This is a genomic window from Geodermatophilus arenarius, from assembly GCF_042654585.1.
Taxonomy (GTDB): Bacteria; Actinomycetota; Actinomycetes; order Mycobacteriales; family Geodermatophilaceae; genus Geodermatophilus; species Geodermatophilus arenarius.
The window spans coordinates 123,581-143,255 of record NZ_JBHSGR010000004.1 but is presented as its reverse complement, the minus strand read 5'-3'; the positions used below and the strand labels follow the sequence as shown (position 1 = coordinate 143,255).

26 protein-coding genes and 1 riboswitch are annotated in these 19,675 nt (G+C 77.8%); of the genes, 9 read left to right on the top strand and 17 right to left on the bottom strand.

Annotation, left to right across the window (positions count from 1 at the left end; translation table 11 throughout):
- Positions 1-19 precede the first annotated feature (19 nt).
- From soxR to ACFO3M_RS05625, 4 genes are all read left to right on the top strand, one after another.
- Positions 20-487, top strand: a complete 468-nt coding sequence (gene soxR / locus ACFO3M_RS05640) for a redox-sensitive transcriptional activator SoxR (RefSeq protein WP_387987396.1) — start codon at positions 20-22, stop codon at positions 485-487.
- Positions 488-568: 81 nt separating this feature from the next.
- A complete protein-coding gene (gene ygiD / locus ACFO3M_RS05635) occupies positions 569-1,420 on the top strand; it encodes a 4,5-DOPA-extradiol-dioxygenase (protein ID WP_387987394.1) in 852 nt (283 codons plus the stop codon).
- Between the two features lie 141 nt (positions 1,421-1,561).
- Positions 1,562-2,419, top strand: a complete 858-nt coding sequence (locus ACFO3M_RS05630) for a hypothetical protein (protein WP_387987392.1) — start codon at positions 1,562-1,564, stop codon at positions 2,417-2,419.
- Positions 2,403-3,083, top strand: a complete 681-nt coding sequence (locus ACFO3M_RS05625; RefSeq protein WP_387987391.1) for a class F sortase — start codon at positions 2,403-2,405, stop codon at positions 3,081-3,083. Before ACFO3M_RS05630 ends, ACFO3M_RS05625 begins: the two co-directional genes overlap by 17 nt.
- Here the strand turns inward: ACFO3M_RS05625 and ACFO3M_RS05620 are convergent.
- Genes ACFO3M_RS05620 through ACFO3M_RS05555 form a run of 14 tightly spaced genes read right to left on the bottom strand, consistent with a single transcriptional unit; the run spans position 3,080 to position 15,297 of the window.
- Positions 3,080-3,376, bottom strand: a complete 297-nt coding sequence (locus ACFO3M_RS05620; RefSeq protein ID WP_387987389.1) for a helix-turn-helix transcriptional regulator — start codon at positions 3,374-3,376, stop codon at positions 3,080-3,082. The genes ACFO3M_RS05625 and ACFO3M_RS05620 overlap by 4 nt on opposite strands.
- Complete coding sequence (locus ACFO3M_RS05615) at positions 3,373-4,227, bottom strand: ABC transporter permease (RefSeq protein WP_387987388.1); 855 nt, start codon at positions 4,225-4,227, stop codon at positions 3,373-3,375. The genes ACFO3M_RS05620 and ACFO3M_RS05615 overlap by 4 nt, the downstream gene beginning before the upstream one ends.
- Positions 4,224-5,156, bottom strand: a complete 933-nt coding sequence (locus ACFO3M_RS05610) for an ABC transporter ATP-binding protein (RefSeq protein WP_387987387.1) — start codon at positions 5,154-5,156, stop codon at positions 4,224-4,226. The genes ACFO3M_RS05615 and ACFO3M_RS05610 overlap by 4 nt, the downstream gene beginning before the upstream one ends.
- Positions 5,157-5,205: 49 nt before the next feature.
- On the bottom strand, positions 5,206-5,913 hold the full coding sequence (locus ACFO3M_RS05605) for an SGNH/GDSL hydrolase family protein (protein ID WP_387987385.1): 708 nt from the start codon (positions 5,911-5,913) through the stop codon (positions 5,206-5,208).
- 3 nt (positions 5,914-5,916) lie between these two features.
- Positions 5,917-7,164 carry a uroporphyrinogen-III C-methyltransferase gene (cobA, locus tag ACFO3M_RS05600; protein WP_387987384.1) on the bottom strand — a complete coding sequence of 416 codons (1,248 nt, stop codon included), beginning with the start codon at positions 7,162-7,164 and terminating at the stop codon, positions 5,917-5,919.
- Positions 7,161-8,306: an Rv2231c family pyridoxal phosphate-dependent protein CobC gene (gene cobC / locus ACFO3M_RS05595; RefSeq protein WP_387987382.1), complete on the bottom strand. Its 1,146-nt coding sequence runs from the start codon at positions 8,304-8,306 to the stop codon at positions 7,161-7,163. The genes cobA and cobC overlap by 4 nt, the downstream gene beginning before the upstream one ends.
- On the bottom strand, positions 8,307-8,726 hold the full coding sequence (locus ACFO3M_RS05590; protein WP_387987381.1) for a cobalamin biosynthesis protein: 420 nt from the start codon (positions 8,724-8,726) through the stop codon (positions 8,307-8,309).
- Positions 8,717-9,568, bottom strand: coding sequence for an energy-coupling factor ABC transporter ATP-binding protein (locus tag ACFO3M_RS05585; protein WP_387987379.1), 852 nt, complete (start codon positions 9,566-9,568; stop codon positions 8,717-8,719). Before ACFO3M_RS05585 ends, ACFO3M_RS05590 begins: the two co-directional genes overlap by 10 nt.
- Positions 9,565-10,299: a cobalt ECF transporter T component CbiQ gene (gene cbiQ / locus ACFO3M_RS05580; protein WP_387987378.1), complete on the bottom strand. Its 735-nt coding sequence runs from the start codon at positions 10,297-10,299 to the stop codon at positions 9,565-9,567. Before cbiQ ends, ACFO3M_RS05585 begins: the two co-directional genes overlap by 4 nt.
- Complete coding sequence (locus ACFO3M_RS05575) at positions 10,296-10,607, bottom strand: energy-coupling factor ABC transporter substrate-binding protein (protein WP_387987377.1); 312 nt, start codon at positions 10,605-10,607, stop codon at positions 10,296-10,298. Before ACFO3M_RS05575 ends, cbiQ begins: the two co-directional genes overlap by 4 nt.
- The gene (locus ACFO3M_RS05570; RefSeq protein WP_387987375.1) at positions 10,604-11,290 is read right to left on the bottom strand and encodes an energy-coupling factor ABC transporter permease; all 687 of its coding nucleotides are present in this window, start codon (positions 11,288-11,290) and stop codon (positions 10,604-10,606) included. The genes ACFO3M_RS05575 and ACFO3M_RS05570 overlap by 4 nt, the downstream gene beginning before the upstream one ends.
- Entirely contained in the window at positions 11,277-12,671 is a 1,395-nt protein-coding gene (locus ACFO3M_RS05565) for a cobyrinate a,c-diamide synthase (RefSeq protein ID WP_387987373.1), read from the bottom strand. The genes ACFO3M_RS05570 and ACFO3M_RS05565 overlap by 14 nt, the downstream gene beginning before the upstream one ends.
- Positions 12,668-13,282: a cob(I)yrinic acid a,c-diamide adenosyltransferase gene (gene cobO / locus ACFO3M_RS05560; protein WP_387987371.1), complete on the bottom strand. Its 615-nt coding sequence runs from the start codon at positions 13,280-13,282 to the stop codon at positions 12,668-12,670. Before cobO ends, ACFO3M_RS05565 begins: the two co-directional genes overlap by 4 nt.
- 2 nt (positions 13,283-13,284) lie before the next feature.
- Complete coding sequence (locus ACFO3M_RS05555) at positions 13,285-15,297, bottom strand: putative cobaltochelatase (RefSeq protein WP_387987369.1); 2,013 nt, start codon at positions 15,295-15,297, stop codon at positions 13,285-13,287.
- Positions 15,298-15,358: 61 nt separating this feature from the next.
- Positions 15,359-15,442, bottom strand: a riboswitch (cobalamin riboswitch).
- A 104-nt stretch (positions 15,443-15,546) separates the two neighbouring features.
- Here ACFO3M_RS05555 and ACFO3M_RS05550 point away from each other — a divergent pair.
- Genes ACFO3M_RS05550 through ACFO3M_RS05535 form a run of 4 tightly spaced genes read left to right on the top strand, consistent with a single transcriptional unit; the run spans position 15,547 to position 17,666 of the window.
- Positions 15,547-15,993, top strand: coding sequence for a hypothetical protein (locus tag ACFO3M_RS05550; protein WP_387987367.1), 447 nt, complete (start codon positions 15,547-15,549; stop codon positions 15,991-15,993).
- On the top strand, positions 15,990-16,283 hold the full coding sequence (locus ACFO3M_RS05545) for a transcriptional regulator (RefSeq protein WP_387987365.1): 294 nt from the start codon (positions 15,990-15,992) through the stop codon (positions 16,281-16,283). The genes ACFO3M_RS05550 and ACFO3M_RS05545 overlap by 4 nt, the downstream gene beginning before the upstream one ends.
- Positions 16,280-17,347, top strand: a complete 1,068-nt coding sequence (locus ACFO3M_RS05540; protein ID WP_387987363.1) for an AbrB family transcriptional regulator — start codon at positions 16,280-16,282, stop codon at positions 17,345-17,347. The genes ACFO3M_RS05545 and ACFO3M_RS05540 overlap by 4 nt, the downstream gene beginning before the upstream one ends.
- Before the next feature lie 31 nt (positions 17,348-17,378).
- Complete coding sequence (locus ACFO3M_RS05535; protein WP_387987361.1) at positions 17,379-17,666, top strand: hypothetical protein; 288 nt, start codon at positions 17,379-17,381, stop codon at positions 17,664-17,666.
- Positions 17,667-17,673: 7 nt separating this feature from the next.
- On the opposite strand, the gene ACFO3M_RS05530 is transcribed toward ACFO3M_RS05535, so the two are convergent.
- Positions 17,674-18,180 carry a type II toxin-antitoxin system PemK/MazF family toxin gene (locus ACFO3M_RS05530; protein WP_387987359.1) on the bottom strand — a complete coding sequence of 169 codons (507 nt, stop codon included), beginning with the start codon at positions 18,178-18,180 and terminating at the stop codon, positions 17,674-17,676.
- 219 nt (positions 18,181-18,399) lie between these two features.
- Here ACFO3M_RS05530 and ACFO3M_RS05525 point away from each other — a divergent pair, with 219 nt between their 5' ends.
- Positions 18,400-18,534 (top strand): hypothetical protein, encoded by a 135-nt coding sequence (locus ACFO3M_RS05525; protein ID WP_387987357.1) that lies wholly within the window; start codon positions 18,400-18,402, stop codon positions 18,532-18,534.
- 10 nt (positions 18,535-18,544) lie between these two features.
- On the opposite strand, the gene ACFO3M_RS05520 is transcribed toward ACFO3M_RS05525, so the two are convergent.
- A complete protein-coding gene (locus ACFO3M_RS05520) occupies positions 18,545-18,970 on the bottom strand; it encodes a VOC family protein (RefSeq protein WP_387987355.1) in 426 nt (141 codons plus the stop codon).
- Positions 18,971-19,066: 96 nt separating this feature from the next.
- Positions 19,067-19,663, bottom strand: coding sequence for an MSMEG_1061 family FMN-dependent PPOX-type flavoprotein (locus ACFO3M_RS05515; RefSeq protein ID WP_387987353.1), 597 nt, complete (start codon positions 19,661-19,663; stop codon positions 19,067-19,069).
- Between the last annotated feature and the right edge of the window lie 12 nt (positions 19,664-19,675).

Genomic DNA, 19,675 nt, shown 5'->3' with positions numbered 1-19,675 from the left:
TTGAGGTCAAGGGGGCGCCGTGGAGCTGCTCGCGATCGGGGAGGTGGCCGCCCGGTCCGGCCTCGCGCCGTCGGCCCTGCGGTACTACGAGGCCGAGGGGCTCATCGCCGCGAGCCGCACCCCCGGCGGCGCGCGGCGCTACCCCCGCTCGGTGCTGCGCCGGCTGGCGTTCGTCCGGGCGGCGCAGAACGTCGGGCTGTCGCTGCCGGAGATCCGCGAGGCGCTGGCGACACTGCCCGACGGGCGCACGCCCTCGGCGCGCGACTGGGCGCGGCTGTCCCGCGGCTGGCGGGACCGGCTCGACGCGCGGATCGCCGCGCTCGAGCAGCTGCGCGACGGGCTGAGCTCCTGCATCGGCTGCGGCTGCCTGTCGCTGACCTCGTGCGCGCTGTCCAACCCGGGCGACGCCGCGGCGGCGGAGGGTCCCGGTGCCCGGCGGCTGTCCCCGCTGCTGCGCCGCGTGCCGCCGGCCGGCCGCGCGGGCTGAGCGCACCTCGCGGGGCCCGCCGGGGGCGGGCATGATCCGGACGGGACCGAGTCGCGGGACGCCGCCGGGGAGGACAGCCGCATGACCCTCATGCCCGCCGCCTTCATCGGCCACGGCAACCCGATGAACGCCCTGGAGCGCAACCGCTACACCGACGCCTGGCGGGCCTTCGGCCGCGCGGTGCCCCGGCCGCGGGCGATCCTCGTCGTCTCCGCGCACTGGTACGTGCACGCCACCGCGGTGACGGCGATGCCGCGCCCGCGCACCATCCACGACTTCTTCGGCTTCCCGGACCGGCTGTTCGACGTCTCCTACGACGCCCCGGGGCTGCCCGAGCTGCACGAGCAGGTGTCCGACGTCGTGTCCCCCACGTGGGTGGGCGCCGACCTCGACAGCTGGGGGATCGACCACGGCGCCTGGTCGGTGCTGGTGCACGCCTTCCCCGACGCGGACGTCCCGGTGGTGCAGCTGTCGATCAACGCGCTCAAGGGCCCGGACTACCACCTGCAGATGGGCGCGGCCCTGGCGCCGCTGCGCGAGGACGGCGTCCTGGTGATCGGCAGCGGCAACGTGGTGCACAACCTCGGCGGGGTCAGCCGAGCGCTGCCCGACGCCGGCTTCGACTGGGCGCAGCGCTTCGACCAGGCCGCGCGCGAGGCCATGCTCACCGACCCCGGCGCGGTGGGCCGCCTGGACGGGCACCGGGACTTCGACCTCGCCGTCCCCACGCCCGACCACTTCCTGCCGCTGCTCTACGTCGCCGGCATGGCCGGGGCCACGGGGACGACGGCGGACGTGCTGGTCGACGGCTACGCCTACGGGTCGCTGTCGATGACCTCCTACACGGTCGGCATGCCGGCGCCCGGTGCCGAGGGCGGCGGCTTCGCCGCGCCGCTGCCCGAGGGGCCCCCGCCGGACGGCGCCAACATCTAGCCGCCGCCGGACCGGCCACCGGTTCACCCCGGAGCGTGACGACGGGCCGACCGAACGGAGGGGTCCGTCACCGATCGACGTCACGGTCGTTCCCCCCGGACAGTGACGCCGCTCATGTCCTGACATCCCCGGGGGGTCCCGTTGTCGTCCGCTCGCCGTTCCCCGTCCCGCAGGCCCCGTGGCCACCGGGCGCTGCTCGTCGCCGGCCTGGTCGCCGCGGCGGTCGCGGTGCCCGGGGTGGCCACGGCCGCGCCGGGCGGCACCCCCGCCGATCCGCTGGAGGGCGTCGTCACGACGCTCGAGCAGGCCGTGACCGGGCAGGGCGGAGACGCCGCCGAGCCCCCGGCGCTGCCCGGCACCGACGCGCTCCCGCTGCCGGGCGCCGACCAGGAGGTGCCCGCCGAGCCGGCCCCTGCGGAGCAGGGCCCGGTCCCGCCGCTGCCGGAGGCGCTCGTGCAGGGCCTGCAGTCCGCGCTCACGCCGCTCGGCGTGCCGGAGCACTGCGTCCAGGGGGTGGCCGACGGCGTGCAGGGCCTGCTCGACGGCGTGCTGTCCCAGGACCCCGCGGCGGCCGTCGAGGAGCTGGTCACGGGGCTGCAGGGGGCACTGACCGGCCTCGCGTCCGGCCGGCCGCCGGCGCTGGACCCCGCGACGCTCGGGAGCGCCGCCGAGCAGGTGGCAGCCGACGTCGAGGAGTTGATCGCGGCGTTCCAGGCCTGCCTGCCCGCCCTCCCGGAGACCCCCGAGCCCCCCGCGCCGGAGCCCACGCCCACGCCCACGCCCACGCCCGAGGCGCCGCACGCCGCGCCGGTCGCCGCGCCCGTGGCCGACCAGCCGGTGCAGTACCTCGGCTACGCGCCGACCGGCGGGGACGAGGGCGTCGAGACCGAGGGTCCGGGCGCCGTCGTCCCGCTGGCCGCCCTGGGCGGTGCCCTCCTGGTCGGCGGCGGCGCCGGTGCCGCCGTCTCCCGGGCCCGGTCCCGTGCGGTCGGTCGCTAGGGAGCTCTCGGGCCAGCGCCTGCCGCTGCTGGTCCTCCTCGTCGTCGTCCTCGCCGGGGCCGGCGTGTTCGTGTGGACGGGGCGCCCGGCGGCCGACGCGGCCGTGGCGCCCCCCGCCACCTCGCTGGTGGCGGTGCCGGCGACCGGCGAGGTGCCCGCCCTGCCGGCCGCCGGCACCCCGGCCGCGGGCCCGGTCGTGCCGGCGCGGATCGCCGTCCCGGCCATCGACGTCGACACCGCGGTCGAGTCCCGCGGGACGGTGCGGTACGGGAACCCGTTCACCGGCCGGGCCGTCGACGGCTACGGCGTGCCCGAGTCGATGCGGACGACGTCGTGGTGGTCCGACGGGCCCGCGCCCGGGTCCGGGCGGATGGCCGTCGTCCTCGGCCACGCCGGGGCCGGGGGCGGCGCGGTGTTCGACCGGCTGCCGGAGCTGTCCCCCGGCGACGAGGTGGTCCTGGTGGACGCCGGCGGCGCCTGGCTGCGGCTCGAGGTGCTCGGCGACCCGGTGACCGGGCTGGACAAGGCCACCTCCGCCCTCGCGGACACGCTCAACGGGCACCCCGCGGGCGCCGACCTCGCGCTGGTCACCTGCGGCGGCGAGTTCGACGAGTCCGCCGGCGCCAGCGAGGACAACACCGTCGTCTTCGCCCGGGTCGTCTAACCGGCCGCGGTGCCGCTCGCCCGCCCGCCCGGATCACCCGGCGCCGGGCGGGCGGCGTCGCTGATCCGCGGGAACGGCCGGGTGGAGAAGACGACCTCCACCGGGAGCCCGAAGAACTCCGCGATGCGCAGCGCCAGGTGCAGGCTGGGGTTGTACTCGCCGCGTTCCAGGTAGCCCACCGTCTGGTAGTGGACGCCGAGGGCGTCGGCGAGCTCCCGCCGGGTCACGCCCTGCTCGGCCCGCAGCAGGGCGATCCGGTTGTAGACCGCGTCCTGACCCCGGTCGGTGGTCACCGCACCCACTGCAGCGAGGCCTCGCGGGCCGCCTCGACCTGCGACCCCGACTGCCGGCGGGCCATCCGGCGCAGCACCCGCGGGGTGACCAGCGCCCCGGACACCGCCCAGGCGGTGAGCACCAGCACCGTCGTCCCGGTGCGCCACGAGTCGCCCACCTCGAGGGTCACCGCGGCGTCGGGCAGGAAGGCCGACCGCAGGCCGAGGCCGATCCAGTACACGGGGAACACCTGCGCGACCCCCTGCACCCAGCCCCACAGCGACTGCAGCGGGAAGAAGATCCCCGAGATCGCGGTGAGGACGAGGATCGGCAGCATCCCCCAGGAGCCCACCTTCTGGGTGCTGGGGACGACCGAGCCCAGCAGCATCCCGAGCGGCAGCGTCGCCAGCAGGCCGAGGACGACGACCCACGCCACCGTGAGCCAGCCGGCGGCCCCGCCGTGCATCAGCCCGTCGAAGAGCAGGAAGCTGGGCACGAGGATCGTGAGCAGCGACGGCAGCAGGTTCAGCGACTGGTAGGTGAGCTGCCCGGTGACGTAGCCCTGCATGCCGTGGGGCAGCGCCTTGTGCCGCAGGAGCGTGCCGTCCTCCCGCTGCATGGCCAGGTCGAACGCGGGGCCGATCACCAGGCCGAAGGCCAGCAGCCCGCCGAGGATGCTCGGCAGCGCGTACGTCGGGTAGGTCAGCCCGGTGTCCCCGATCTCGTCGTCCCGGTTGAACCACAGCAGGAGCAGCGTGCCCAGGGCGGTGAACAGGTAGAACCCCTGGTCCTGCGGGCTGCGCACGCTCTGCACGAACTCCCGCCAGCCCCGGCGCAGGCCCAGGGCGATCGCGTTCCGGGTCGGGTTCACCGCGTGACCTCCTCCAGGGCGGGCCCGGGCCGGAGGCCGGCCTCGGAGCGCTGCACCATCGCCAGGTAGGTGTCCTCGAGGCTCGCCCGCCGGACCTCCAGGTCGGTCAGCTCGTCGCCGTGCTGCTCGACGAGCCGGCGGACGAAGGGGACGACGTCGGTGGTCGGGTGCACGAAGCGCTCGGAGCCGCAGGCCCAGCGCACCTCCGCGGTGCCGGCGACCCGGCGGCCGAGCTCCTCCGCGCTGCCGTCGGCGACGATCCGGCCGCCGGCCAGGATGAGGATGCGGTCGGCCAGCTTCTCCGCTTCGGCGAGGTCGTGCGTGGTCAGCAGGATGCTGGTGCCCTCGAGGTCGGACAGCCGGTGCACCAGCTCGTGGAAGTCGCGGCGGGCCTGCGGGTCGAACCCGGCGGTCGGCTCGTCGAGGAAGAGCAGCTCGGGGCGGCCGATGATGCCGACCGCGACGTCCAGCCGCCGCCGCTGCCCCCCGGAGAGGGTGACGATCTTGCGGTCGGCGTGCTCGGTCAGCCCGACGGTGTCCAGCAGCCGGCCGACGTCGTACGGGCGGGGGCGGTCGGGCGTCGAGTACGGCGCGTAGTAGCCGCCGAGCTGGGTCAGCAGGCGGCGGGGCGTCCACCGGGCGTGGTCGCGCCAGGACTGCAGGACCACGCCCACCCGCGCCCGCCACGCGTCGCCGGCGCGCGCCGGGTCCTCGCCGAGCACCCGGACGTCCCCGGCCGAGCGGACCCGGAAGCCCTCGAGGACCTCGATCGTCGTCGTCTTCCCGGCGCCGTTGGGGCCGAGCAGGCAGACCACCTCGCCGGCGGAGACGGTGAGGTCGACGCCGGACAGCACCTCGTTCGTGCCGTAGGTCATGCGCAGGTCGCGCACCTCGACGACGGGGGCGGACACCGGAGGGGACACGGGCATCAGGGCCTCCGAGGAGGGGAGCCGGCGGTGTCCCGTGATAGTAGGACTACTACATCCGCAGCGGAAGTGCTGCGGCGGCCAGGACCTCGGCCCACATCGCGCAGGCCGCGGCGCCCGGGTGGAAGCCGTCGTCGGCGAACAGCCCGGGACCGTCGAGCGGTGGCGCGGGGGCGTGCCGGACGCCCGGGCGGGCCAGGCGCCCCAGCTCGGCGTCGAGCGCCCGGGCCTGGCGGCCGAGCACCCCGCGCAGCGGCTGCGGGAGGGTGGGGAAGCGGCCCAGGTCCGGCAGCCCGGCCAGCACGACGACGCCGCCGGGCGCGGTGAGCGGCGTCAGGGCGCCGAGCAGCGCGGTCACGTCGCGGCGCCAGGCGGCCCGGGAGCGCAGCCGCAGCGTGTCGTTGACGCCGAACGCGACCAGGACGACGTCGGCGGGCGGGCCGGCCGGCCCGGGGACCAGCAGCCCGAGTGCCTGCGCGACCGTCGTCCCGGTGCGCGCCGACAGCCGCCAGCGCACCTCGCGGCCGCTGCGCCGGGCGAGCGCGGCGGCGAACCGGGCGGCGAGCCCGTCCTCCTGCGTGGCGACGCCGACGCCCGCGGCCGGCGACTCCCCGACGACCGCCACGGTCAGCGGCGGCCCGTCGCCCGCCACGACGCCGGCGCGCGGCCCGGGCGCCTCCGGCAGCACCGGCGTGCGGCGGCGGACACCCGCGCCCTGGACCAGCAGCACCGGCGCCAGGGCGACCGCGAGCGCGCGCACGGGCTACAGCCGCGTCCCCAGGGCGACGACCTCGCCCACGACCCAGACGGCCGGCGGGCGGATGCCCTCGTCGGCCAGCGTCCCGGCCAGCCCGGCCAGCGTGGTGCGCACCGCGCGCTGGGTGGCCGTGGACCCGTCGGCGACGACGGCCACCGGCGTGTCCGGCGCCCGGCCGTGCTCGATGAGCGCCGCGGCGATCGCGCCGGCGGTGTCCACGCCCATGAGCACGACGACCGTGCCGCGCAGCCGCCCGAGCGCCGCCCAGTCCACCAGCGACTGCGGGTGGCCCGGCGGCACGTGCCCGGAGACGACGACGAACTCGTGGGTCAGCCCGCGGTGGGTGACCGGGATGCCGGCGAGCGCCGGCACCGCGATCGCGCTGGTCACGCCGGGCACCACCTCGACCGGCACGCCCGCGGCGACGCACGCCTCGAGCTCCTCCATGCCGCGGCCGAAGACGAACGGGTCGCCGCCCTTGAGCCGCACCACCCGCCGGCCGGCCAGCGCGTGCTCGACCAGCAGCGCGTTGATCTGCTCCTGCGCCATCGACCGGCCGCGCGGCAGCTTCGAGGCGTCGATGACCTCGACCTCCGGCGGGAGCGAGGCCAGCAGCGACTGCGGCGCCAGGTGGTCGGCCAGCACGACGTCGGCCTGCGCGACCGCCTGCTGGCCGCGGACGGTGATCAGTCCCGGGTCGCCCGGCCCGCCGCCGACCAGCACCACGCTGCCGGCCCGGCCGCCCTCCGGCTCGCGGGCGGCGCGGTCGCGGATGCTGCCGTCGCTCAGCCCGGCGACGACGGCGTCGCGCACGCCGACCGCCCGCTGCGGGTCGCCGCCACCGTGCACGCCGATCACCAGGTCGCCCTGCCGGCCGACGGCGGGCGTCCACACGCTGGAGGCCGACCGGTCGTCGGCGCGGGCGCAGAACACCCGCAGCCGCTCGGCCTCCTCGGCGACCGCGGCGTTGACGGCGGGGTCGTCGGTGGCGGCCACCGCGTACCAGGCGCCGTCGAGGTCGCCGGGCCGCCAGCCGCGGCGCACCCAGGTCAGCGAGCCGGGCGCGACCAGCGCCTCCAGCGCCGGGGTGACGGCCGGGCTGACGACGGTCACCCGCGCGCGGGCCTCGAGCAGCCCGGCCACCCGGCGGTGCGCGACCTGACCGCCGCCGACCACGACGACCCGGCGGTCGAGCAGGCGCAGGCCGACGGGGTAGACGACCCCGGACCCGGGGTCGACGGGCGTCGCGTTCACGGGACCTGTCCGCGGCCGGCGGACGGGGTCGGGTGGGTGCTCAGCGGGGCTCCTCCGGGACGGCGGCCGGTCCCGACGACGTCGTCGGCGTCGGGGACCTCGGCTCCAAGGATCGCAGCGAGGTCCGCGGCGAACGCACGCGAGGTCGCCGGGTCGCGCACGGCGACGCGGAGGTGGTCGGGGGACAGGCCGGGGAACGTGTCGCCGCGGCGCACCGCCCAGCCGCGCTCCCGCAGCGCCGCGCGCACCCGCCCGCCGCCGGGCACCCGCAGCAGCACGAACGACGACCGCGGCTGCCCGAGGACGGTCACGCCGGCCGGGAGCGCGGCCAGCAGCGCGGCCCGGTGGTCCGCCAGCTCGCGGGCGGCCGCGTCGGCCTCGGCGCGGGCGGCGGGGGTGGTGCAGGCGACCGCCGCGGCCAGCGCGGGCGTGGACAGCGGCCAGTGCGGCTGGGCGGCGGCCATGGCCGCGACCAGGTCGGCCGGGCCGAGCGCGTAGCCGACCCGCAGCCCGGCCAGCCCCCACGTCTTGGTCAGGCTGCGCACGACGAGCAGGCCGGGCAGGTCGGGACGGCCGACCAGCGACCCGGGCTCGCCGGGCACGGTGTCGGCGAAGGCCTCGTCGACCAGCAGCACCCGGCCGGGGCGGGCCAGCGCGGCGACGTCGTCGGCCGGGTGCAGCACCGACGTCGGGTTGGTCGGGTTGCCCAGGACCACGAGGTCGGCGTCGTCGGGCACGGGCCGCAGGCGGTAGGACGGCGGCTCCAGCAGCAGCCGCTCCACCGGGTGCCCGGCCGCGCGCAGTGCCGCCTCCGGCTCGGTGAACGACGGGTGCACCACCACCGCCCGCCGCGGCCGGACCGCGCGGGCGAGCAGCACGAAGGCCTCGGCGGCGCCGGCGGTGAGCAGCACCTCGGCGGGGTCGCGGCCGTGCGCGGCGGCCACCGCGGCGCGGGCCGGGCGGGCGTCGGGGTAGGCGGCGACGTCGTCGAGGGCCCGCCGCAGCACCGCCCGCAGCCACGGCGGCGGGGTGCCGGCGCGGACGTTCACGGCGAGGTCGGTGAGACCGGGGGCCAGCTCGAGGTCGCCGTGGTGGTCGAGGTCGATGCCGTCTGTCGCCCTCCGGGCTCCAACCGCGGCCACTTACCGTTCCCCGGTCGCGTGGAGCCGGTCCGTCTCCGCCGTCCGGAGGGCCTCCGGCCCCCCACCCGGCGAAGACACCGCTACCGCGGCGGTCACCCGCCCGCGCACGGTCTTGCCCACCACCAGCCGGGCGCCGCCGAGCAGGGCCGCGGCCTCGGCCACCGACGCCGTGCCCACCGCCGCGGCCACCCGTGCCGAGGGCGAGGGGACGGCGACCCGGGCGAGGTCCGCGGCGGGGTGGCCGGTCAGCGGCCAGCCGCGGGCGGCCGCGGCGGCGACCAGGCCGCGCTCGGCGGCGCGCGCGTCGAGGGTGGCCAGCCGCGCCACCCGGGCGCCCGGCGGCAGGACGGCGTCGACGGCGGTGAGCACCTCGTGCGCGGCCACCCCGGCGACCGCGCCGACGCCGACGGTCACGTCCACGGGGTCACGCCCGGCCGGTCGGGGAGGGCGGCGAGCAGCGCGGCCGCGTCGCGGGGGAGCGGGCCGTCGGCCAGCAGGCCGAGCTCGCGCAGCCGGGCGCCGACGGTGAGCGCCCAGGGCCGGCCGAGGCGGGCGCGGGCGAGCAGGTGGTCGTCGGCGAGGAGCTGCTCGGGCGGGCCCTGCACCACCCGCCGGTCGACGACGACGGCCACCTCGTCGGCCCAGGCCAGCGCCAGGTCGACGTCGTGCGTGCTCATCACCACCGTGGAGCCCGACGCCTGCAGCCGGTCCAGCGCCGCCAGGGCCTCGGCGACGGCGGAGGGGTCGAGGCCGGCGGTGGGCTCGTCGAGCAGCAGCACGCAGGGGCGCATGGCCACCGCGCCGGCGATCGCCACCCGCTTGCGCTCGCCGTAGGACAGCTGGTGGGTGGGCCGCCCGGCCAGGCCGTCGACGGCGAGCAGCGCCAGCGCCTCGGCCACCCGGGTGCGCACCTCGTCCTCGGGCAGGCCGAGGTTGAGCGGGCCGAAGGAGACGTCCTGGGCCACCGAGGCGCTGAACAGCTGGTCGTCGGGGTCCTGCAGGACCAGCTGGACCTCCTGCCGGTGCGCGCGCAGGCCGCGGCGGGTGTGGTGCAGCAGCGCGCCGTCGACGGCCACCCCGCCGGAGTCCGGGCGCAGCGCGCCGGACAGGCAGCGCAGCAGCGTCGTCTTGCCGGAGCCGTTGGCGCCCAGCACCGCCAGCCGGCGCCCGGCCGGGACGGTGAGCGAGGCGCCCTCCAGCACCCGGCGGCCGCGCTCGTAGCCGACGACGAGGCCCTCGGCGGTCAGCGTGCGGTGGCTCATGCCAGGACGCCCACGGCGACCAGCGCGGCGAGCCCCGCGGCGGTGGCGGCGAGGAAGCGGCGGGACGAGGGCCGGGACTCCGGCAGCACCCGCAGCCCGGTCTCCATCCCGCGGCCGGCCAGGCCCTCCTGCAGCCGGCGGGCGCGGTCGAAGGACCGGGTGAGCACCGCGGCGGCCAGCGCCCCCGAGGAGCGGTAGGAGCGGCGCCAGGTCGAGTGGCCCATGCGGGCGGTCTGCGCCTCGCGGATGGTGCGCAGGCTCTCCAGCAGCACGAACAGCAGCCGGTAGGTCACCCCGGCCACCTCGACCACGGCCGCCGGGACGCGCAGCCGGCGCAGCGCGGCCAGCAGGTCGGTCATCGGCGTGGTGGTGGCCAGCAGCAGCACCGCCGCACCCCCGGCGACCGAGTGCCCGACCAGCGCGCCGGCGCGCTCCGCGGCGTCCGGCGCCCAGCCGGGCCCGCCGTCGCCCACGGAGACGACGGCGGTCAGCGCCCCGACCGCGACGAAGGCCAGCGGCCAGCGCGCGGCGCGGCCGAAGGTGCGCGCCGGCACCCGCGCCGGGCCGAGCGCGAGGACGACGGCGGTGGCCGCGACCAGCACGCCGCCCGGCCACACCGGCAGCACCAGCGCGCAGACGACCAGTCCGCCGGTGAGCAGCAGCTTGTCCACCGGGGAGCGGGTGCGCCAGGCGCTGGCCCAGGCGGCGTCGTCGACCGCCAGCCCCGTCACGGCGCCTCGGGAGGCGGGGCGGCCTGCTGCTCCCGCGCCTGCCGCCGGCCGCGCAGCCGGCCCAGCACGTAGCCGAGCACGCCGCCGCCGAGCGCGGCCTGCAGGGCGAACAGCCCCGACTCGACCTCCGCGGAGGGGTTGGACACCGACTCGAACCACGGGGTGTAGCCGGACTCCTCGATCGCCTCGGTGGCCCGGCTGTCGGTGCCGGCGTAGTCGGAGGCGCCGCCGTCGAGGGCCAGCGGGAGGGCGAACAGCGCCACCACCGCGAGGACCAGCAGGGCGGTGACCAGGTGGCGGCGGGTCACCGGACCTCCTCCGGGGTGGCGGCGGGGCGCAGCAGGCCCAGGCGCTCGAGCTCGGGCCGGGCGTTGACGGTGAGCACCCGGAACAGCAGCACGCCGAGCAGGCCCTCGCCGACCGCCAGCGGCACCTGGGTGACCGCGAAGACGCCGAGGAACTTGGCCGCCGCGGCGAGGAGGCCGCCGTCGGCGTCGGGGAAGGCGAGCGCGAGCTGCAGCGACGTCGTGACGTAGGTGGCGAGGTCGGCCAGGGCGAGGGCGACGAACACGCCGGGCAGCAGCCCGGCGCCCAGCGCCCGCGCCAGCCGGTAGGCGCCGTAGCCGACCCACGGCCCGACGACGGCGAAGGAGAACGCGTTGGCGCCGAGCGTGGTGAGCCCGCCGTGCGCCAGCAGCAGCGCCTGGAACAGCAGGACGACGGTGCCGAGCAGCGCCATCACCGGTGGCCGGAACAGCACGGCCCCGGCGCCGGTGCCGGTCGGGTGGCTCGAGCTGCCGGTGACCGAGGGCAGCTTGATCGCGCTGAGCACGAAGGTGAACGCGCCGGCCGCGCCGAGCAGCAGCGTGGACTCCGGGTGCTCGCGCACCTCGGTGACCACCGCCCGGGCGCCGTGGACGACGAACGGCGCGGCGGCGATCGTCCAGCCGATCGCGTGCGGCGCGGGCAGGAAGCCCTCAGCGACGTGCATGGCGTGCCCTCTCCGGGACGGCCGCCGCGCAGGCGGCCACGAACCGTTCGGCCAGGGCCGGGGAGCCGGCCCAGTGCAGGTGCAGGTAGGAGGCGTGCACCGAGCCGGCGACGAACCCCTCGGGTGCGCCGCCGGGCCACCGCCAGGCCGGGGTCGGGCCGGCGCCGGGGAGCGCGTGCGTGCGGTGGAACTCGTGCCCGCGCACCCGGGTGCCGGCGCGGGCCAGCACGCTGTCGGACAGGGCGACCGCGGCGCGGTAGCCGAGGGTCAGCCGCGGCGTCATCGCCGTCGCGACGTCGAGGACGCCGCACATGGGCGTGCCGTCGAGCTCGCGGGAGAGGTAGAGCAGCCCGGCGCACTCGGCGGCCACCGGGCCGCCGCCGGCGGCGAGGGCCGCGACGGCGTCCCGCAGCGGGGTGTTGGCCGACAGCTGGTCGGCGTAGACCTCGGGGAACCCGCCGCCGACGACCAGCCCCGCGGTCCCCGCGGGCAGCGCCTCGTCGCGCAGCGGGTCGACGGGGACCACCTCGGCGCCGGCCGCGGCGAGCAGCTCGGCGTTCTCCGCGTAGCCGAAGGTGAACGCCGGCCCGCCCGCGACGGCGACCCGCGGCCGCCCGGCGACCGCGGTGACCTCGGCGGCCGGGTCCCACGGGGGTCCGTCGAGGCCGGGTGCGGACCGGGCCAGCCGCAGGACGGCGTCGAGGTCCACCGCGGCGCCGACCACCTCGCCGAGGCGGCGCACCGTGGCCAGCGCCTCGGTGGAGCGCTCGGCGGCCGGCACCAGACCGAGGTGCCGCGACGGCGTGCCGAGGGCGTCCAGCCGCCGGACCGCGCCGAGCACCGGCACCCCGGCCGCGTCCAGCGCCTCGCGCAGGATCGCCTCGTGCCGGTCGCTGCCGACGCGGTTGAGCACCACGCCGCCCAGGCGCACCCGCGGGTCGAAGGTGGCGAACCCGTGCACCAGCGCGGCGACGCTCTGCGCCTGCGCGCCCGCGTCGACGACCAGCACCACCGGCGCCCGCAGCAGCCGCGCGACGTGCGCGGTCGAGGCGAAGCCGGGCTCGACGTCGGGGGAGGTGGCGCCGTCGAACAGCCCCATCACGCCCTCGACGACGGCGACGTCGGCCCCGCGGGCGCCGTGCAGGAACAGCGGGACGACGCGCTCCTCGCCCTGCAGCACCGGGTCCAGGTTGCGGCCCGGACGGCCGGCGGCCAGGCCGGTGTAGCCGGGGTCGATGTAGTCGGGGCCGACCTTGTGCGGGGAGACGGCCAGCCCGCGGGCGGTCAGCGCGGCGACCAGCCCGGTGGCGATCGACGTCTTGCCCGCGTTGCTGCTCGGGGCGGCGACCACGATCCTCGGGACCCGGCCCACCCCGCTCACCACTCGATCCCCCGCTGGCCCTTCTGGCCGGCGTCCATCGGGTGCTTGACCTTGGTCATCTCGACCACCAGGTCCGCGGCGTCGACCAGCGCCTGCGGCGCGTCCCGCCCGGTGATCACGACGTGCTGGGTGCCGGGCCGGTGCGTGAGGGTCTCGACGACGTCGTCGACGTCCACCCAGCCCCACTTCAGCGGGTAGGTGAACTCGTCGAGGACGTAGAAGCGGTGCGCCTCGGCGGCCAGGTCGCGCTTGATCTGCGCCCAGCCCTCGGCGGCGTCGGCGGCGTGGTCGACCTCGGTGCCCTGCCGGCGCGACCAGCTCCAGCCCGAGCCCATCTTGTGCCACACCACCGGCCCGCCCTCGCCGGTCTGCTCGTGCAGCCGGCCCAGCGCGGTCAGCGCGTTCTCCTCGCCGACCCGCCACTTCGCGCTCTTGACGAACTGGTAGACCGCGACGGACCAGCCCTGGTTCCACGCCCGCATCGCCATGCCGAACGCGGCGGTGGACTTGCCCTTCATCTCGCCGGTGTGCACGACCAGCAGCGGCCGGTTGCGGCGCTGCCGGGTCGTCAGCCCGTCCTGGGGGACGACGGCGACCTGCCCCTTCGGCACCGTCAGGCCGCCTGTCGCACGGAGCGGACGGTGGCCGCGAGCGACTCGGCGGCGAGCTCCTCCAGCCGGAGGGTCCGCGCGCCGAGGTGGGTGCCGAGGACACCGGCGAGGCCCAGGCGCACCGGGCCGGACTCGCAGTCGACGACGACCGCCGCCGTGCCCGCCTCGGCCAGCCGCCGGGCGGTCGCGTGCGCGGCGCCGAGCGCGTCCGAGCCGCGCGCCCCGGTGGCCCGGCCGTCGGTGACGACGACCAGCAGGGGGCGCCGCTGGGGGTCGCGCACCCGCTCCACCCGCAGCGTCTCCTCCGCGCGCAGCAGCCCGGCGGCCAGCGGCGTGCGCCCGCCGGTGGGCAGCTCGCGCAGCCGCGCCGCGGCGGCCTCGACCGACCAGGTGGGCGGCAGCGCGAGGACGGCGTCGGCGCCGCGGAAGGTGACCAGGCCGACCTTGTCGCGGCGCTGGTAGGCGTCGAGCAGCAGCGACAGCACCGCGCCCTTGACCGCGCCCATCCGCGCCCGCGAGCCCATCGAGCCGCTGGCGTCGACGACGAAGAGCACGAGGTTGCCCTCGCGGCCCTCGAGCGTGGCCTGGCGCAGGTCCCCACGGGCGACCCGCAGGCCGGGGCCGGTGCGCCCGCGGGCGACCTGGTGCGGCGCGGCGGCGAGCACGGTGTCGACCAGGTGCAGCCGGGTCACCGGCCCGGACGGGCGGGTGGAGCCCACGACCCGCCCGCGCTCGGCGCGCGCCTTGGACCGCCGCCCGGCCGCGCCCGTCCCGACGCCGGGCACCTCGAGCCGGCGGGTGCGGAACGGGTCCGACGGCGCGACCGCGGCCCGCTCGGACGCCGGCGCCCCACCGCGCTCCTCGCCGCCCTCAGAGGAGCCCTCGTCGCGCGAACGGCTCTCCTCCGAACCGGAGGAGGCGCCGCCGTCCTGACCCTGGCCGTCGCCGGGAGGGGGCGGGGGAGCGCCGCCGTCGCCGGGGCCGTCCGGGGGAGGCGGGTCCTCGTCCGGGCGGCTGTCCTCGAGCGCCTGCTCGAGGGTGTCGTCGTCGAGGCCGGGCGCGTCGAACGGGTCGCGGCGCCGGCGGTGGGGGAGCGCCAGCCGGGCGGCGACCCGGACGTCGTCCTCGGTGACCGCGTCGCGGCCGGACCAGGCGGCGTGCGCGATCGCGGTGCGCGCGGTGACGAGATCGGCGCGCAGCCCGTCGACGTCGAAGGCGGCGCACACGGCGGTGACCTGGCGCAGCGCGCCGTCGGAGAGGACGACGTGCGGCAGGCGGGCGCGGGCGCCGGCGATCCGGGCGGCCAGCTCCGCCTCCTCGGCCTCCCACGCGGCGGCGAACCCGGCGGGGTCGGCGTCGTGGGCGAACCGGCGGCGGACCACCTCGGCGCGCTCGGCGGGGTCGCGCGGGGCGGCCACCTCCACGGTGAGGCCGAACCGGTCGAGCAGCTGCGGGCGCAGCTCGCCCTCCTCGGGGTTCATCGTCCCGACCAGCAGGAAGCGCGCCGCGTGCCGCACCGAGACGCCCTCGCGCTCGACGTAGGCGGTGCCCATGGCGGCGGCGTCGAGCAGCAGGTCGACGAGGTGGTCGTGCAGCAGGTTGACCTCGTCGACGTAGAGCACGCCCCGGTGCGCGGCGGCCAGCAGGCCGGGCTCGAAGGCCTTCACGCCCTCGGTGAGCGCCCGCTCGAGGTCCAGCGACCCGACGACGCGGTCCTCCGACGCGCCCACCGGCAGCTCCACCAGCCGGGCCGGGCGCGTGGAGCCGGGCACGCCGAGGTCGTGCGGACCGTCGGGGCAGGCCGGGTCCGGGGCGGCGGGGTCGCAGGCGAACCGGCAGCCGGGCACGACGGCGACCGGCGGCAGGACGGCGGCCAGTGCGCGCACCGTCGTGGACTTGGCCGTGCCCTTCTCCCCGCGCACGAGCACGCCGCCGATGGCGGGCGAGACGGCGTTGAGCAGCAGGGCCAGCCGCATGTCGTCCATGCCGACGACGGCGCCGAAGGGATACGTCATGCGGGTGCACGGGTCCTCTCCCCGGGTGTCCACGCCCGGAGGTGGCAGGAGGCGGCGGCGGGAGTTCCTGACTCCCCGGCACCTCGCGGGCGAGGTCTCCGGGTCACAGTGGCGGGACCGCGCCGGAGTCGCACCGGGCTTCCTCCACTGCCGTCGCTGTGGCCCGGTCATGGAACCACGCGACAGGACGGGCCGGGAGGCCGGGCGGCGACTTGACGGAACGGAAAGAGACGGTCCACACTTTCCGGCATGGAAAACGACGCGATCGACCGCGACACCGCCGCCGCGCAGCTCGCCGCGCTGCGGGCCGACCGGGAGGCGCTGGCCGACCGCGTGCTGCAGCCGTGGTGGTACGACGTCGCGCTCGGCCTGCTGCTGTTCGCCTTCCTGGCGTCCTACGCCCTCGACTCCCTCTGGGTGACCTTCCCGGCGCTCGTCCTGTTCGCCGCCGGCCTGGGCGCGCTGGTGGCGGCCTACCGGCGGATCACCGGGGTGTGGGTGAACACGCCGCCGCGGGTGGCGGCGGCCTGGGGCGCGTTCGTGCTGGTCGTCCTCGTTCCGGCGTTCGTGCTGGCGGAGGGGTACGACCGGCACTGGGTGATGGTGCTGGCCGGCGCGGTGCTCGGCGTCGCGGCCGGGGTGCTCAGCCGGGTGTGGGGCCGCCGCTGGGTGGCCGGGCTGCGGAGCGGGCTGTGACCGCGGTCGCGCCGCACTTCGACGCCGTCATCCACCCGCCGCCGCGGCTGCAGATCTGCGGGCTGCTGGCCGCCGTCGACACGATGGAGTTCGCCACCGTGCGCGACCGGGTCGGCGTGAGCGACTCGGTGCTGTCCAAGCACGTCAAGCAGCTGGAGGAGGCCGGGTACGTGCAGGTCAGCAAGGCGACCGTCGCGTCCCGCCAGCGCACCAGCCTGTCGCTGACCCGGACCGGGCGCCGGGCGTTCGAGGCGCACGTCGCCGAGCTGCGCCGCATCGCCGGGCTGTGAGGGCGCGCCGCCCCGGCCCGCGCGGGCTCGCCGACGCCGCCCTCGTCCTCACCGGCGCCGCGGCGGCCGGGTGGCTGCTCGGCCGCGTCGGCGTCCCGTCGGCCGCGCTGTTCGGCGGGCTGCTCGCCGGCCTGGTGCGCGGCCTGGCCGGGCGTGCGCCGCTCGACGTGCCGCGGCCCGCGGCGGCCGCGGCGCAGGCGGTCGTCGGCATCTCGATCGGCGCGCTGGTCGACCCCGACACCCTGGCCGCGATCGGCGAGGACTGGGCGCCGGTCCTCCTGGTCACCGTGGCCACGCTGCTGCTCACCGTCGGCGCCGGGCTGCTGCTGCGCCGCCAGCCCGGGATCAGCCCGGTGACCGGGGCGTTCGCGATGATCGCCGGCGGCGCGTCGGGCATCACCGCCATGGCCCGCGACCTCGGCGCCGACGACCGCATGGTGGCCGTCCTGCAGTACCTGCGGGTGCTGCTCATCGTCGTCGCGATGCCGGTGGTGGCGACGACGGTCTACGGCGCCGACCCCGGCGCCGGGGTCGGCGCCGCGGACGAGGCCGGCCCCGGCTGGCCTGCCGGCCTGCTGTCCACCGCCGCCTGTGCCGCGGTGGGCGTGCTGCTGGCCCGGCTGGTGCACCTGCCGGTGCCGGCGCTGCTCGGGCCGCTGCTGGTGGCCGCCGCGGCCGACCTCGGCGGGCTCTCCGGCGGCGCCACCGTGCCCGGCCCGGTGGAGGCGGCGGCGTTCGTGCTCATCGGCCTGCAGGTGGGGCTGCGGTTCACCGTCGCGAGCCTGCGCACCGTGGGACGGGCGCTGCTGCCGGCGCTGGCGGTCATCGTCGGCCTCGTGGTCGCGTGCGCCGGGCTGGGCGTCGTCCTCTCGGCGGCCACCGGCGTCAGCGAGCTCGACGCCTACCTCGCGACGACGCCCGGTGGCCTCTACGCCGTCCTCGCCACGGCCACCGGCACCGGCGCGGACGCGACTTTCGTGCTCGCCGTCCAGGTGCTGCGGCTGTTCGTGATGCTGCTCGCGGCGCCGCTCATCGCCCGCAGGCTCCGCCGCCGGCCGGCCTGACCGGTGGCACCGCGCGCCTACCCTCGACCGGGTGAGCCGTGCGCCGGAGGAGGAGACCGAGCTGTCCGAGGTGGAGACTGCCGTCGTGGACGCCACCGCCGACGAGCAGGACGCCGTCCTGCTGTTCGTCGGCGGCCCCCTCGACGGGCGGGTGGAGGTCCGCGCCGCCCGTCACGGCGCGCCGCTGCCCACGGTCACGCACGTGCACCTGCACGGCGGCCCGAAGGTCGTCTCGCGCTACGACCTGCAGCCCCTGCCCGGCCAGGCCGGCGTCTACCACCTGCGGCAGCGGGAGCCCCGGCCGCGCCGCGGCGACTGACCCGCGCTCACCAGCCCTGCGTGCGCCGGGCGGCGTCGACCACCCGGTCGAACAACGCCCGGTCGAGCGCCGCGCCCTCCCGCCGCACCCGCGCCGGGTCCAGCGTCAGCAGCCGGTCCAGCCGCACCTCGCTCGGCCGGCCCCGGCCGTCCCAGGCGCCGGTGCCGACGTCCATCCAGCTGCGCCCGTACCGGGCCTCGTCGGCGGCGTCGCGGTCGTGGTCCTTGCTGGTCAGCATCAGGCCGAGCAGGTCCTCACCGCGGCGGCCGATGACCAGCACCGGGCGGTCCTTGCCCCGCCCGTCGCCCTCGTCGAAGGGCACCCAGGCCCACACGACCTCGCCCGGGTCGGGCCGGCCGTCGGCCCGCGGCCGGTAGCCGACGTCGACCGCCGCCGGCCGGCCGGCGGCGGACGGCGCGGGGGTCGTGCGGCGCCCGGTGCGACGGGCGGAGGGCGCGGCGACGGCGCGCACGAGGGAGCGGACGGCGGCGACGAGACGGCGCGGGCGGTCCATGGCAGGAACCGTACGGAGGCACCAGCGGACACGCCGTCCCGTCTGCCTCGTTCGTCACACCGGTACCAATCCGCCCCGGTTCCGGTTACGGGGCGTCGATCGCGGGCACCATTGCGTCACGGGACGCCGGCACCGCGTCCCGGGAGAGGGGGGCTCCCAATGACCTCGGCCCAGCCCGTGATCCCCGTCGTCCCACTGACGCGGGAACCGCGTGCCAGCGTGCTCGCCGCGTTCCAGCTCGTCGAGGACGCCCGGTACCTCGGCACCGAGCGCAGACCGCGGCGCAACCGGGTCCGCCGCGTGGCGCGGCGCACCGTGACCACCCGGCGCCTGGCGAGGGACCTGCCCGTCTGAGCCGTCCCGGCTAGGCGACGCAGAACTCGTTGCCCTCCGGGTCGGCCATCGTCACCCAGGAGAACGGGCCCTGCGACGCCCGCCAGAGCTCGGTGGCGCCCATCCCGAGCAGCCGCGCCACCTCGGCCTCGCGCCGCTCGTCGCCGACCCGCAGGTCCAGGTGCACGCGGTTCTTGACCGTCTTCGCCTCGGGCACGGCCTGGAACAGCACGCGCGGCCGGCCGGGGTCCGGCGAGGTGATCGCCGCGCCGGCGGCCCACACCAGGGCGCCGCGGTGCGTCGTCGTCTGGTCCTCGCTCGCGTGACCCGCCGCGACCGCCCGCCGGATGAACGCCTCGTCCTGCGGCTCCACCTGCCAGCCCAGCGCCTCGGCCCACCAGTCGGCGAGCACGTGCGGCTCGGCGGCGTCGATCGTCACCTGGAACTCGGTCGCCATGGCCCGCAGCCTGGCAGGGCCCGGTGACGGGCCGGAACGGCCTGCCTGCAGGGGCCCGCCGCGAGCCCGCGAGCGGTGGGGGGCAGGGAGGTCCTCCTAGAGCTCGAGGGCGAGGTCCGCGCGGATGGTGGCGTCGTCGGGCAGCGGGGTCTCCAGCCCGCAGTGGTCGCGGATCATCGTGCCGAACGGCGGCAGGGCCTCGCGGTCGATCCGGCTCGCCGGGTCCCACAGCCCCGAGCGCATGACCGCCTTGGCGCAGTGCAGGTAGGCACGCTGCACGGTCACGACCATGACCGAGCGCGGCTCCCGGCCGAACTCGGTGAGGTCGAGGTCGAGGGCGTCGGCGGGCAGCAGCCCGGCGGTGCCGAAGACCTTGAGCGTCTCCTCGAGGCCGGGCACGAAGAACAGCAGCGCCACCCGCGGGTTCACCGCCACCTTGCGCAGGCTGTCGAGCCGGTTGTTGCCCTGCCGGTCGGGCAGCACCAGCCGGTGCTCGTCGAGCACCTTCACGAAGCCCGGGTCGCCGCCGCGCGGGGAGACCTCCGGCCAGCCGTCGGCGTCCGCCGTCGCCAGGGTGAGGAACGGGGACAGCCCGATCAGGGCCCGGCAGTGGACGTCGAGGTGGTCGATCTCCTTGTCCAGCACCAGCTGCGAGGGCGGGCGGTAGGAGGCGAGGACCGGGTCGGGCTGCACGCGACGACGGTA